The sequence below is a fragment of the Rhodoblastus acidophilus genome, from assembly GCF_009720655.1.
In the GTDB taxonomy this organism is placed as follows: domain Bacteria; phylum Pseudomonadota; class Alphaproteobacteria; order Rhizobiales; family Beijerinckiaceae; genus Rhodoblastus; species Rhodoblastus acidophilus_A.
In genome coordinates, this window is sequence record NZ_WNKS01000006.1 from 52,291 (window position 1) to 65,951 (window position 13,661).

9 protein-coding genes are annotated in these 13,661 nt (G+C 63.4%); 8 read left to right on the forward strand and 1 reads right to left on the reverse strand.

Annotated features, from left to right (window positions below):
* Positions 1 to 27 precede the first annotated feature (27 nt).
* Positions 28 to 741: a Crp/Fnr family transcriptional regulator gene (locus tag GJ654_RS08970; RefSeq protein WP_155445818.1), complete on the reverse strand. Its 714-nt coding sequence runs from the start codon at positions 739 to 741 to the stop codon at positions 28 to 30.
* Positions 742 to 884: 143 nt separating this feature from the next.
* Here GJ654_RS08970 and GJ654_RS08975 point away from each other — a divergent pair, with 143 nt between their 5' ends.
* The 8 genes from GJ654_RS08975 to rpoC all read left to right on the forward strand — a co-directional run bounded on the left by GJ654_RS08975 (position 885) and on the right by rpoC (position 13,403).
* Positions 885 to 1,151 carry a hypothetical protein gene (locus GJ654_RS08975; RefSeq protein WP_155445819.1) on the forward strand — a complete coding sequence of 89 codons (267 nt, stop codon included), beginning with the start codon at positions 885 to 887 and terminating at the stop codon, positions 1,149 to 1,151.
* Between the two features lie 162 nt (positions 1,152 to 1,313).
* A complete protein-coding gene (locus GJ654_RS08980; RefSeq protein WP_155445820.1) occupies positions 1,314 to 1,733 on the forward strand; it encodes a cupin domain-containing protein in 420 nt (139 codons plus the stop codon).
* Between the two features lie 226 nt (positions 1,734 to 1,959).
* Positions 1,960 to 2,388, forward strand: coding sequence for a 50S ribosomal protein L11 (rplK, locus tag GJ654_RS08985; protein WP_155445821.1), 429 nt, complete (start codon positions 1,960 to 1,962; stop codon positions 2,386 to 2,388).
* Between the two features lie 3 nt (positions 2,389 to 2,391).
* On the forward strand, positions 2,392 to 3,090 hold the full coding sequence (gene rplA, locus GJ654_RS08990; protein ID WP_155445822.1) for a 50S ribosomal protein L1: 699 nt from the start codon (positions 2,392 to 2,394) through the stop codon (positions 3,088 to 3,090).
* A gap of 611 nt (positions 3,091 to 3,701) precedes the next feature.
* The gene (gene rplJ, locus GJ654_RS08995; RefSeq protein ID WP_184425149.1) at positions 3,702 to 4,223 is read left to right on the forward strand and encodes a 50S ribosomal protein L10; all 522 of its coding nucleotides are present in this window, start codon (positions 3,702 to 3,704) and stop codon (positions 4,221 to 4,223) included.
* A gap of 60 nt (positions 4,224 to 4,283) precedes the next feature.
* Complete coding sequence (gene rplL / locus GJ654_RS09000) at positions 4,284 to 4,661, forward strand: 50S ribosomal protein L7/L12 (protein ID WP_155445823.1); 378 nt, start codon at positions 4,284 to 4,286, stop codon at positions 4,659 to 4,661.
* A 318-nt stretch (positions 4,662 to 4,979) separates the two neighbouring features.
* Positions 4,980 to 9,113: a DNA-directed RNA polymerase subunit beta gene (rpoB, locus tag GJ654_RS09005; RefSeq protein ID WP_155445824.1), complete on the forward strand. Its 4,134-nt coding sequence runs from the start codon at positions 4,980 to 4,982 to the stop codon at positions 9,111 to 9,113.
* A 105-nt stretch (positions 9,114 to 9,218) separates the two neighbouring features.
* A complete protein-coding gene (gene rpoC, locus GJ654_RS09010) occupies positions 9,219 to 13,403 on the forward strand; it encodes a DNA-directed RNA polymerase subunit beta' (RefSeq protein WP_155445825.1) in 4,185 nt (1,394 codons plus the stop codon).
* The last annotated feature ends 258 nt before the right edge of the window (positions 13,404 to 13,661 follow it).

The window sequence follows — 13,661 nt, forward strand, 5'->3', positions numbered from 1 at the left end:
ACGAGACATCCGGGAGCCGCTTCGCGCCTACGACACCCTGTCGCGCAGCGAATCACCCGCAAGGAAAGCTTCGAGCCGCAGGCGCGACGGGATGACCACGCCGCCATACTTCATCTGGATGAGCCCCTTGTCGGCGAGGCCGCGCAGCAGGCGGCTGACCCTCTGGCGCGAGCCGAAGCCGAACTGCGAAATATGGGTCTGGGTGACCGGCGCCGCGTGCCCCTCGCGCGCCAGCGCCACGGCGTCGGACGAGGCCAGAAGCAACAGATAAACAAGACGTTTTTCTGGACCGAAGGCGGCGAAGGACAAGGCCCAGCCGGTGAGCAGGCGGGTCCACTCGCCGACGAGATCGATGACTTCGAGCAGCGCGGCCGGATTGGCGCCGACCATGCGCTGGAGGTCGCGGGCGGGAAGCGCGACCAGCGTCGCATTGGGCGAACTCCAGAGGTCGCACATCATCGGCGCCGTACCAAACACGCCGATCCAGCTCATCCATTTTCCTGGAAGAATTGGCAAGTAGGAGAATCCGCCATCGGCCGTGGACAAAGTGTAATCCAGACTGCCTTCGACAACGTAGCGCAAGTATTCCGGGCGATCCTCCCGCTCGGTCAACAACGTGCGCTCGTGATAATGCTCGATTCTCGCCTTTCCGCAGAGTTCGCGACGCTCCTGTTCGGTCAGGCGTCCAAACACCCTGCAGGCGTTTACGATCGATGGAATGTCGATTGACTTGTGAGCCATGGAGTCCACATACAAGGTTGCGGAACGGCAACCCGCCAAAATGCTCCGCCAAAACTACAATTGGTGTAAACTTAACATTTAGCCGCTCCATTCCGCCATAGGATGATCAAGGGCATCAGTCATAAATTTTACAGGAGCGCGACATGAAGGCTGCATTGCAGGACGAGCAGAACGGATCGAACCCGCCGAGCCGCAACGCGGATGAAGGCGCATCATTGCTCGAAACCGTTGTCAACGCCCATTATCTCGCCTTGCAGATGCGCATGCTGGCCAAATCGTGCAGCTTCACCGGCAGCGAGGCCACGGAATTGCTGGCTTCGGCTTTGACGGAATGGGCGCAGCTCGCCGGCGGCGAATGTTTCGAGTCCAATTCGTCGCTCACCGCCCTGAAACGGCGCGAGAAGCACTGACCGCCGCCAGGCCTGACCCATGAGGTCGATGGGCGCCGGCCCGGCCCGCCGAAACCGCGCGCCAAACGACTCACCAGGGCTGACGCGCCGCCGTTTCCGCATCAGCCTGCACAGGCGTGCGGCCCAAGGGCCGCGACGCCCCGCCAAAGACAGGGAAAGACCATGCTGACACGTCGCAGCATCGCGCAATGCCTGCTTTGCGCCCTTGCAAGCCAACCAGCGGGTTTTTTCGCAACCCCGGTCCGCGCCGAATCGCCGGCCGCGCCCACGGGCGTCAGAAGAACGATCCTGCGCCGCGGCCAGGGGCCGACGCCCGATTTCGAAACCGTGCTCGCCGAAGCGCTGGTCGATCCGAACGCCCTTGTGCCGCGCCACATCCATCCCGGCGTCGAATCCGGCTATATTGTCGAGGGCTCGGCCATCCTGGAGCTGGACGGGGCGGAGCCCATGTCGGTGAAAGCCGGCGACGGCGTGGTGATCGCGGCGCGACGGCCGCATCTTCTCCGCAACGGCGACCGTCCGATGAAGATCATTTCGACGTATATTCTTGAAAAGGGCCAGCCGATCGCCATTCCCGTGTGACGGCTGCGCGAAAAAACTTGTCAAGCCGCCCGTTTCCCTATAGAGACGCCCAACCTCATCCGGGCTTCCCCGGTTAAGGCCCACATCTGCGGGAGGTTTTCCGGTCGCCAGCCGGGTAAAAAAACCGCACCGCAACCTGCAACCCGCGCGGACCGGCACAAACCCGTCGCCGCGCATTTTCGTTTTGGCGCAAGCTTAAACGAATCATCCCTTGGGAGCAGCCATTATGGCAAAGAAGATCACGGGCTACGTGAAGCTTCAGGTTCCGGCCGGCTCGGCCAATCCGTCGCCGCCGATCGGTCCCGCGCTCGGTCAGCGCGGCCTGAACATCATGGAATTCTGCAAGGCGTTCAACGCCAAGACCGCGCAGATGGAAAAGGGGACCCCGATCCCCGTCATCATCACCGCCTATGGCGACCGCAGCTTCACCTTCGAGATGAAGCAGCCGCCGGTCACGTTCTTCCTCAAGAAGGCCGCCGGCATCAAGTCCGGCTCCAAGACCACGGGCCGCGGCTTCGTCGGCAAGGTCACCCGCGACCAGATCCGCGAGATCGCGGAAAAGAAGGCGGCCGACCTGAACTCGCATTCCGTCGAGTCCGCCATGGCGATGATCGAAGGATCCGCCAAGTCCATCGGCCTGGAAGTTGTGGGGTAAGCCATGAGCGGCAAGCGTATTACGAAAGCCCGCGAGGGCATTGAGCGCACCAAGCTCTATCCCGTCGCCGACGCCATCAAGATGGTGCGCGAGCGCGCCTCGGCCAAGTTCGACGAAACCGTCGAGATCGCGCTGAACCTCGGCGTCGATCCCAAGCATGCGGACCAGATGGTGCGCGGCGTGGTCAACCTGCCGAACGGCACCGGCCGCACCCTGCGCGTCGCCGTTTTCGCGCGCGGCGCCAAGGCCGATGAAGCCAAGGCCGCCGGCGCCGATGTGGTCGGCGCGGAAGACCTGGTCACCATCGTCCAGGGCGGCACGATCGATTTCGATCGCTGCATCGCCACGCCGGACATGATGCCGCTGGTCGGCCGTCTCGGCAAGGTTTTGGGTCCGCGCGGCCTGATGCCGAACCCGAAGGTCGGCACCGTGACCATGGACGTCACGGCGGCGGTCGCCGCCTCCAAGGGCGGCGCGGTCGAATTCCGCGTCGAAAAGGCCGGCATTGTGCAGGGCTCGGTGGGCAAGGCTTCGTTCGGCGACGAGAAGCTGGCGGAAAACATCGCGGCGTTTGTCGACGCGGTGGTCAAGGCCAAGCCGGCCGGCGCCAAGGGCACTTATCTGCAGCGCGTGGCGATTTCCTCGACCATGGGCCCGGGCGTGAAGGTGGATCCCTCTTCCATTTCCGTGGCGCAGCACTAAATAGGGCTTGACGCGAATTTGCGTCGGGGCGCTTGACAATTTGCAAAATTTCGTTCCGCCCCTCTTGGCAGGCGGAACGAACATCGTTAAAAGACAAAATTCGGGGATGCATCCCATCCCCGTTTTCCCGTGCAAGTCGCAAAGGGCGATTTCCGCTTTGGTCGGATGACAGCCGCGAACAAGATTTTTGAGCGCCCCGGACCGAAGGGTCTGGATCGGCGCCTAAGGTTTTGTCCGAATCTTTGCCCGGCGCGGGGAGAACTTCCGCTGAAGGCGCCGCAAGGCGTCCGCAGCGGCGGAAGGGCCGAAATGCTTGAGCCCCAGGTTTGAGCGCTTCGACCCGTCCTGTCCGAGACTGCCGGCGCTTCCCTTTCGGGAAGCTTAATCGGCGCCACGGTTTTCCGTGCGCGGCCAGCATAGACGGGGAAAGACCGGATTTCCCGGCGGCTCAACCGCCGGACACAAGTTTGGTTCGAACCCTCTGATCCACGGGGCGCGTCAAGGCGCGTCCTCGAGTGGGGACAGGCATCGGCGCCGTGACGCGAAAGCATCACGGCATGTCGGCAACCGGCGTGATCAGCTTTCGATTGCGCCTACATAGTGAGAGCACTGTGGACAGAGCGGAAAAAAAACAAGCCGTATCCACGCTCCATGACGTCTTCTCGAAGACGGGCGTGGTCGTGGTGGCGAAATATTCCGGCCTGACCGTCGCCCAGATGCAGAACCTGCGCAAGCAGGCGCGTGCGGCTGGCGCGAGCGTGCAGGTGGCGAAAAATCGCCTCGCCAAGATCGCCCTCGACGGCACTGACGTCGCCTCCATCGGCGCCCTTCTCAAGGGCCCGACCCTGATCGCCTATTCGGCCGATCCGGTGGCGGCGCCCAAGGTCGCTGCGGCCTTCGCCAAGGATCACGACAAGTTCGTCATCCTCGGCGGCGCCATGGGGACCACGGCCCTGAATCCGGATGGCGTGAAGTCGCTTGCGACCCTGCCGTCCCTGGACGAACTGCGCGGCAAGCTGGTTGGCCTTCTCCAGGCCCCGGCGACCAAGCTCGCGCAGCTCACGACCGCTCCCGCCAGCAAGCTGGCGCGCGTGGTCGGGGCCTATGCCGCGAAGGACGACGCCGCCGCGTGACCGCGGCCCGGCGAAGCAAATCGTTAAACGAACCAAACTCAAGACAACGGAACCATTACAATGGCTAACCTCGAAAAGATCGTCGAAGACCTCTCCGCCCTGACCGTTCTGGAAGCGGCTGATCTGGCCAAGATGCTCGAAGAGAAGTGGGGCGTGTCCGCCGCCGCCGCCGTGGCCGTCGCCGCCGCTCCGGCCGCTGGCGCCGCCGCCGCTCCGGCCGAAGAGCAGACCGAGTTCACGGTCGTTCTCGCCGCCGCCGGCGACAAGAAGATCGAAGTCATCAAGGAAGTCCGCGCCATCACCGGCCTGGGCCTCAAGGAAGCCAAGGACCTCGTCGAAGGCGCGCCGAAGCCGCTCAAGGAAGGCGTGTCCAAGGACGACGCCAAGAAGATCAAGGACGCCCTCGAGAAGGTCGGCGCCAAGGTCGAGCTCAAGTAATTCGCTTCGGCGTCCTTGTTCCGCCACGCCCGCTCGCGGGCATGGCCAGGAGCGAATGCGACGCCGAGCTGACGCGAGGGGCGCCGCAAGCGTCCCGCGCTCGGCACGAACAACGGCGGTCCCGGGGTTTCCCCCGGGGCCGCCAAGCCGTCCCAAGGGGCCGAAAGCTTGGGCGTGAGGGGGAAGACCTCACGAACACAAAATCTTCCAGGAATTTGCGCGGTTTCTGGGCCGCGCATCCCCGGCCAGGTCCTTGCCGACCGTCGGGAGGGGCGGAGGTCAATTCGGACCCGCCAGCAATGAGGTGCGAGGAGCGACATGGCGCAAACGTTCACCGGCCGGAAGCGTATCCGCAAATTCTTCGGTCATATCCGCGAAGTCGCGGTGATGCCCAATCTGATCGAAGTGCAGAAGGCTTCCTACGATCAATTCCTCATGGTGGAGGAGCCGAAGGGCGGCCGCGCCGACGAGGGATTGCAGGCCGTGTTCAAATCGGTCTTCCCGATTTCCGACTTTTCCGGCGCGTCCCTGCTGGAATTCGTGAAATATGAGTTCGAAGCGCCCAAATATGACGTGGACGAGTGCCGCCAGCGCGGCATGACCTTCGCTGCGCCGCTGAAGGTCACCCTGCGCCTGATCGTGTTCGATGTGGACCCCGACACCGGCGCCAAGTCGGTCAAGGACATCAAGGAGCAGGACGTCTACATGGGCGACATGCCCTTCATGACGTTGAACGGCACCTTCATCGTCAACGGCACCGAGCGCGTCATCGTCTCGCAGATGCACCGCTCCCCCGGCGTGTTCTTCGACCATGACAAGGGCAAGAGCCACAGCTCCGGCAAACTCCTGTTCGCCGCGCGCATCATCCCCTATCGCGGCTCCTGGCTCGACATCGAGTTCGACGCCAAGGACATCGTCTATGCCCGCATCGACCGCCGCCGCAAGATCCCGGCGACGTCGCTGCTCTATGCGCTGGGCTTCGACGGCGAGGAAATCCTCAAGTCCTTCTATCGCACGCTGACCTACAAGCGCGAGAAGGACGGCTGGCGCCTGCCGTTCGACGCCGACCGCCTCAAGGGCGTCAAGGCGACGATCGACATCGTCGACGCCGACACCGGCGACGTCGTCGTCGAGGCCGGCAAGAAGCTGTCCGCGCGCGCCGCCCGGCAGCTCGCCGAAAAGGTCAAGTTCATCCGCGCGGTGGACGAGGACCTGTACGGCCATTACATCGCCGAAGACCTGTTCAACCCGCAGACCGGCGAGATTTTCGCCGAAGCCGGCGACGAGATTTCGGCAAAATCGCTCGAAAGCCTGATCGGCCTCGGTTTTGACGAACTGCCGATCCTCGACATCGACCACATCAACATCGGCCCCTACATCCGCAACACGCTTGCGGTCGACAAGAACTCTTCGCGCGAAGAGGCCCTGTTCGACATCTATCGCGTGATGCGTCCGGGCGAGCCGCCGACCATCGATTCGGCGGAGGCCATGTTCCATTCGCTGTTCTTCGATCCCGAACGCTACGACCTTTCGGCCGTGGGTCGCGTGAAGATGAACATGCGCATGGACCTCGACTGCGAGGACAGCGTGCGCGTGCTGCGCCGCGCCGATATTCTGGCGGTGGTCAAGGCGCTGGTGGACCTGCGCGACGGCCGTGGCGAGATCGACGACATCGACCATCTCGGCAACCGCCGCGTCCGCTCGGTCGGCGAGTTGATGGAAAACCAGTATCGCCTCGGCCTGCTGCGCATGGAGCGCGCGATCAAGGAACGCATGTCCTCGGTCGACATCGACACGGTCATGCCGCAGGACCTGATCAACGCCAAGCCCGCCGCCGCCGCGGTGCGCGAATTCTTCGGCTCGTCGCAGCTGTCGCAGTTCATGGACCAGACCAATCCGCTCTCGGAAATCACCCATAAGCGCCGCCTGTCGGCGCTGGGTCCGGGCGGTCTGACCCGCGAGCGCGCCGGCTTCGAAGTCCGCGACGTGCATCCCACCCATTACGGCCGCATCTGCCCGATCGAGACGCCGGAAGGCCCGAACATCGGCCTGATCAACTCGCTCGCGACCTTCGCCCGCGTCAACAAATACGGCTTCATCGAAGCCCCCTACCGTCGCGTGAAGGAGGGCAACGTCACCGACGAGGTCGTCTATCTCTCGGCGATGGAAGAGGGCAAATATTCGGTCGCCCAGGCCAACGCCACGCTCGACGAGCAGGGCAATTTGATGGAAGACCTCGTCGTCTGCCGTCAGGCCGGCGAAGTCGTGATGCACACCCGCGACACCGTGGACTTCATGGACGTGTCGCCCAAGCAGCTGGTCTCCGTCGCGGCGGCGCTGATCCCGTTCCTTGAGAACGACGACGCCAACCGCGCGCTGATGGGCTCGAACATGCAGCGTCAGGCCGTGCCGCTGGTGCGCGCCGACGCGCCGCTGGTCGGCACCGGCATGGAAGGCGTGGTCGCCCGCGACTCCGGCGCCGCCATCGCGGCGCGCCGGGCCGGCGTCGTCGACCAGATCGACGCCACCCGCGTGGTGATCCGCGCGACGGAAGAGCTCGACGCCGGCAAGCCGGGCGTCGACATCTACCGCCTGATGAAGTTCCAGCGCTCCAACCAAAGCACCTGCATCAACCAGCGTCCGCTGGTGCGCGTCGGCGATGTGGTTCGAAAGGGCGACATTCTGGCCGACGGCCCGTCGACCGACATGGGCGATCTCGCGCTCGGCCGCAATGTGGTCGTCGCCTTCATGCCCTGGAACGGCTACAACTTTGAGGACTCCATCCTCCTCAACGAAAAGATCGTCAAGGAAGACATTTTCACCTCCATCCACATCGACGAGTTCGAGGTGATGGCGCGTGACACCAAGCTGGGTCCGGAGGAAATCACCCGCGACATTCCCAACGTCTCGGAAGAGGCGCTGAAGAATCTCGACGAAGCCGGCATCGTCTATATCGGCGCCGAGGTTCAGGCGGGCGACATTCTGGTGGGCAAGATCACGCCCAAGGGCGAAAGCCCGATGACCCCCGAAGAAAAGCTGCTTCGCGCCATCTTCGGCGAGAAAGCGTCCGACGTGCGCGACACCAGCTTGCGCGTGCCTCCGGGCGTGCAGGGCACGATCGTGGAAGTGCGCGTGTTCAACCGCCACGGCGTCGACAAGGACGAACGCGCCCAGGCGATCGAACGCGAGGAGATCGAGCGTCTGGCCAAGGACCGCGACGACGAGCAGGCCATTTTGGACCGCAACGTCTACGCGCGTCTCTCGGACATGCTGATCGGCAAGGTCGCTCTGTCAGGCCCGAAAGGTTTTAAGAAGGAGCAGACTCTTACCCGCGAACTGCTGGATGAATATCCGCGCAGCCAGTGGTGGGTGTTCGCCATCAACGACGACGCCATGATGGGCGAAATCGAGGCGATGCGGAAGCAGTACGACGAGGCCAAGAAGGGTCTTGAGAGCCGCTTCCTCGACAAGGTCGAAAAGCTGCAGCGCGGCGACGAGCTGTCGCCGGGCGTGATGAAGATGGTCAAGGTCTTCGTCGCGGTGAAGCGCAAGATCCAGCCCGGCGACAAGATGGCGGGCCGCCACGGCAACAAGGGCGTGGTCTCGCGCATTCTCGCGCAGGAGGACATGCCCTTCCTCGCCGACGGCACCCCCGTCGACATCGTGCTCAACCCGCTGGGCGTGCCTTCGCGCATGAACGTCGGCCAAATCCTGGAGACGCATCTGGGCTGGGCCTGCCGCAACCTCGGCAAGCAGGTGGCGGAGGCCATCAACGCCTACCAGCGTTCGATGGAATCTGGGCCGCTGCGTGAAACGCTCAAGGGCCTTTATGGCGAGGGCGCGAAGATCGATGACCTCGACCGCCTCGAAAACGTCGAACTGCTGGAAGTCGCGCAGAACCTGACGCGCGGCGTGCCGATTGCGACGCCGGTGTTCGACGGCGCCCGCGAGCCCGACATCGTCAAGATGCTGGAACAGGCCGGCCTGGACGCGTCCGGCCAGACCGTCCTCTATGACGGCCGCACCGGCGAGGCATTCGACAGAAAAGTGACGGTGGGCGTGATCTACATGCTCAAGCTTCACCATCTCGTCGACGACAAGATCCACGCGCGCTCGATCGGCCCCTACTCGCTCGTCACCCAGCAGCCGCTGGGCGGCAAGGCGCAGTTCGGCGGCCAGCGCTTCGGCGAAATGGAGGTCTGGGCGCTCGAAGCCTATGGCGCCGCCTACACCTTGCAGGAAATGCTGACGGTGAAGTCGGACGACGTCGCGGGCCGCACCAAGGTCTATGAAAGCATCGTGCGCGGCGACGACACGTTCGAATCGGGCATTCCCGAGAGCTTCAACGTGCTGGTCAAGGAAATGCGCTCGCTCGGCCTCAATGTCGAGCTGGCCCAGTCCACGCCGCCGGGCGTCGATGGCGAACTGCCGCCGGCCGAAGCCGCCGAATAATTTGGGAGGCGTCAACGCCTCCCACCCCCTCCGCAACCGCTTGCCGGTTGCGCGTATGAAAAGACATTCGAGCGAGCATCCCCCTCGGGATCGCAGGAGCAAAGCATGAACCAAGAGGTCATGAATCTCTTCAATCCGGTCGTCCAGCCGCAGGCTTTCGACCAGATTCAAATTTCCATCGCCAGCCCGGAAAAGATTCTGTCCTGGTCGTTCGGCGAGATCAAGAAGCCCGAAACGATCAACTACCGCACCTTCAAGCCCGAGCGCGACGGCCTGTTCTGCGCCCGCATTTTTGGGCCGATCAAGGATTACGAGTGCTTGTGCGGCAAGTACAAGCGCATGAAGTACAAGGGCGTCATCTGCGAAAAGTGCGGCGTCGAAGTCACGCTGTCGCGCGTCCGCCGCGACCGCATGGGCCACATTTCGCTCGCCGCTCCGGTCGCGCACATCTGGTTCCTGAAGTCGCTGCCGTCGCGCATCGGCCTGCTGCTCGACATGACGCTCAAGGACCTTGAGCGCATTCTGTATTTCGAATCCTACATCGTCATCGACAACGGCCTGACCTCGCTGAAAAACCGTCAGCTGCTGAGCGAAGAGGAATATCTCGTCGCCCAGGACGAGTTCGGCCAGGATTCGTTTACCGCCATGATCGGCGCGGAAGCCATCCGCGAGATCCTGCGCAACATGGACCTCGAGAACATCGCGGCGCAGCTGAAGGTGGAGATCGCCGAGGCGACCACCGAGCTGAAGCCGAAAAAGCTCGCCAAGCGCCTGAAGATCATCGAGGCCTTCATCAATTCCGGCAACAAGCCCGAGTGGATGATTCTCACCGAAGTGCCGGTGATCCCGCCGGACCTGCGTCCGCTGGTGCCGCTGGACGGCGGCCGCTTCGCCACCTCCGACCTCAACGACCTCTACCGCCGCGTCATCAACCGCAACAACCGCCTGAAGCGGCTGATCGAACTGCGCGCTCCGGACATCATCATCCGCAACGAGAAGCGCATGCTTCAGGAAGCGGTGGACGCGCTGTTCGACAACGGCCGTCGTGGCCGCGTCATCACCGGCGCCAACAAGCGTCCGCTGAAGTCGCTCGCCGACATGCTCAAGGGCAAGCAGGGCCGCTTCCGCCAGAATCTTCTGGGCAAGCGCGTCGACTATTCCGGCCGCTCGGTCATCGTCGTCGGTCCCGAGCTGAAACTGCACCAGTGCGGCCTTCCCAAAAAGATGGCCTTGGAGCTGTTCAAGCCCTTTATTTACTCGCGTCTCGACGCCAAAGGCCTGTCGGCGACCGTCAAGCAGGCCAAAAAGCTGGTTGAGAAGGAAAAGCCCGAGGTTTGGGACATCCTCGACGAGGTGATCCGCGAACACCCGGTCATGCTCAACCGCGCGCCGACGCTGCACCGCCTCGGCATCCAGGCGTTCGAGCCGACGCTGATCGAGGGCAAGGCGATCCAGCTGCATCCGCTGGTCTGCTCGGCGTTCAACGCCGACTTCGACGGCGACCAGATGGCGGTCCACGTGCCCCTGAGCCTTGAGGCTCAGCTGGAAGCCCGCGTGCTGATGATGTCGACCAATAACATCCTGCACCCGGCGAACGGCCAGCCGATCATCGTGCCGTCGCAGGACATCGTGCTCGGCCTGTACTACCTGACCCTGATGCGCGATGGCGAGCCGGGCCAGGGCATGGCGTTTGCCGAAATGTCCGAGATCGAGCATGCGCTGTTCTCGAAAAGCGTCACGCTGCACGCCAAGGTCAAGGGCCGCGGCTGGACCTATGACGAAAACGGCAATCGCGTCGCGAAAATCTTCGAGACCACGCCGGGCCGCATGATCCTCGGCCAGCTGCTGCCCAAGCACGTAAAGGTCCCCTTCGACGTCGCCAACAAGCTGATGACGAAGAAGGAGATTTCCGCGATGATCGACACCGTCTACCGCAATTGCGGTCAGAAGGAGACGGTCATTTTCTGCGACAAGATCATGGCGCTGGGTTTCCGCGAGGCCTGCAAGGCCGGCATTTCCTTCGGCAAGGACGACATGGTCGTGCCCGAGGCGAAGAAGCGCATCGTCGAGGAGACGCGCAACCTCGCCAAGGAATACGAGCAGCAATATCTCGACGGTCTGATCACCCAGGGCGAGAAATACAACAAGGTCGTCGACGCCTGGGGCAAGTGCTCCGCCGTGCTCGCCGACGAGATGATGAACGGCATTTCCGCCGTCAAGAAAGACACGAACGGCCGCGACGCGCCGATCAACTCGATCTACATGATGGCGCATTCCGGCGCGCGCGGCTCGCGCGAGCAGATGCGCCAGCTCGCGGCCATGCGCGGCCTGATGGCCAAGCCCTCGGGCGAAATCATCGAGAGCCCGATCATCTCGAACTTCAAGGAAGGCCTGACCGTTCTCGAATACTTCAACTCCACCCACGGCGCCCGTAAGGGACTCGCGGATACGGCGTTGAAGACCGCGAACTCGGGTTACCTGACCCGCCGTCTCGTCGACGTGGCGCAGGATTCGATCATCACCACGGTGGACTGCGGTTCGACCCGCGGCATCCGCATGCGGGCGATCATCGACGCCGGCCAGGTGGTGGCGCCGCTGTCGATCCGAATCCTCGGCCGCACGACGGCGGAGGATCTGGTCGACCAGGAAGGCGAGGTGATCGTCAAGACCGGCGAGATGATCCAGGAATGGCACATCGACCGGATCAACGCCGCCGGCATCCAGGAAGTGATGATCCGCTCGGTGCTGACCTGCGAAGCCACCAACGGTGTCTGCGCCAGGTGCTACGGCCGCGACCTCGCGCGCGGCACGCCGGTCAACATGGGCGAAGCGGTCGGCGTCATCGCGGCGCAGTCCATTGGCGAGCCCGGCACCCAGCTCACCATGCGCACCTTCCACATCGGCGGCGCCGCGCAGATCGCCGACAGCTCGTTCATCGAATCGAGTTTCGATGGCGAAGTGCGCATCCGCAACCGCCATGTCGCCCGCAATTCCGAAGGCGACGTCATGGTCATGGCGCGCAACGTCGCCATTGTCGTGGTCGGCCCCGATGGAACGGAAAAAGCCACCCACCGCGTCCAGTACGGCTCGCGGCTGAAGGTGGACGAGGGCGACAAGGTCAAGCGCGGCCAGCGCATCGCCGAATGGGACGCCTACACCCGTCCGATCATGACCGAAGTCGATGGCGTCATCGGTTTCGAGGATCTGGTCGAAGGCATGTCGATGTCAGAATCCGTCGACGAGGCCACCGGCATCGCCAAGCGCATGGTCATGGACTGGCGCATGAACACCCGGTCGTCCGGCCTCAAGCCGGCGCTGGTGATCAAGGGCAAGGACGGCAAGATCCTGAAATTGGCGCGCGGCGGCGAGGCCCGCTACCTGCTGCCGGTCGATTCGATCATCAGCTTCGATCCGGGCTCTTCGGTCCAGGCCGGCGACATCATCGCCCGTATCGCGCTGGACTCGGCGAAAACCCGCGACATCACCGGCGGTCTGCCGCGCGTCGCGGAACTGTTCGAGGCGCGCCGCCCGAAAGACCACGCGATCATCGCGGAAATCTCGGGCACGGTGCAGTTCGGCCGCGACTACAAGAACAAGCAGCGCCTCTCGATCATCCCGAGCGAAGAGGGCGGCGATCCCGTCGAGTACCTGATCCCGAAGGGCAAGCACATCCATCTGCAGGATGGCGACATCGTCGAAAAGGGCGATTACATCGTCGACGGCAATCCCGCGCCGCATGACATTCTGGCGATCAAGGGCGTGGAGGAGCTTGCGGCCTACCTCGTCAACGAAATCCAGGAAGTCTATCGCCTGCAGGGCGTGAGCATCAACGACAAGCACATCGAGGTGATCGTTCGCCAGATGCTGCAAAAGGTCGATATCGTCGATCCCGGCGACACCGACTTCCTGGCCAACGAACAGGTCGACCGGCTGGAAATGGACGAGGCCAACGAAAAGGTTGTCAACGAGGGCGGCAAGCCGGCCACCGGCACCCCGGTGCTGCTCGGCATCACCAAGGCCTCGTTGCAGACCCGCTCGTTCATCTCGGCCGCCTCCTTCCAGGAGACCACCCGCGTCCTCACCGAAGCCGCCGTCAACGGCAAGGTGGACACGCTGGAAGGCCTGAAGGAGAACGTCATCGTCGGCCGGCTGATCCCGGCGGGCACGGGCGCGGCCATGTCGAAACTGCGCAACATCGCCAACACCCGCGACGACCTGATCCTGCAGCAGAAGGCGGAAGATTCCGCCGGAGCGCAGCTGCAGCCCCCGGCCCTGCCGGCGGCGGAATAAAGGACAAAGCAAAGGCCGCGAAAGCGGCCTTTGTTTTGACGAGCGCTGGGGTTTCTGCCTTCTCCCCTTGCGGGAGAAGGTGGCTCGCCGCCGTCAGGCGGCGAGACGGATGAGGGGTGCGCCGACCACTGCTCATACGATTTCCGAAGGATCAGTTCGGAAATCGTATCCCGCTCGCGCGGAAATCCGCCCTTCGCCTGAAGGATTTCCGCGCGATTTCGTTTTCGCGGATCGCGAAGCGATCTTGCGGAAACCGTA

What these genes read in the sequence shown, in the direction of transcription:
- GJ654_RS08970 (WP_155445818.1), bottom strand. Translation starts at nt 741, where the DNA reads ATGGCTCACAAGTCAATCGACATTCCATCGATCGTAAACGCCTGCAGG.
- GJ654_RS08975 (WP_155445819.1), top strand. Translation starts at nt 885, where the DNA reads ATGAAGGCTGCATTGCAGGACGAGCAGAACGGATCGAACCCGCCGAGC.
- GJ654_RS08980 (WP_155445820.1), top strand. Translation starts at nt 1,314, where the DNA reads ATGCTGACACGTCGCAGCATCGCGCAATGCCTGCTTTGCGCCCTTGCA.
- rplK (WP_155445821.1), top strand. Translation starts at nt 1,960, where the DNA reads ATGGCAAAGAAGATCACGGGCTACGTGAAGCTTCAGGTTCCGGCCGGC.
- rplA (WP_155445822.1), top strand. Translation starts at nt 2,392, where the DNA reads ATGAGCGGCAAGCGTATTACGAAAGCCCGCGAGGGCATTGAGCGCACC.
- rplL (WP_155445823.1), top strand. Translation starts at nt 4,284, where the DNA reads ATGGCTAACCTCGAAAAGATCGTCGAAGACCTCTCCGCCCTGACCGTT.
- rpoB (WP_155445824.1), top strand. Translation starts at nt 4,980, where the DNA reads ATGGCGCAAACGTTCACCGGCCGGAAGCGTATCCGCAAATTCTTCGGT.
- rpoC (WP_155445825.1), top strand. Translation starts at nt 9,219, where the DNA reads ATGAACCAAGAGGTCATGAATCTCTTCAATCCGGTCGTCCAGCCGCAG.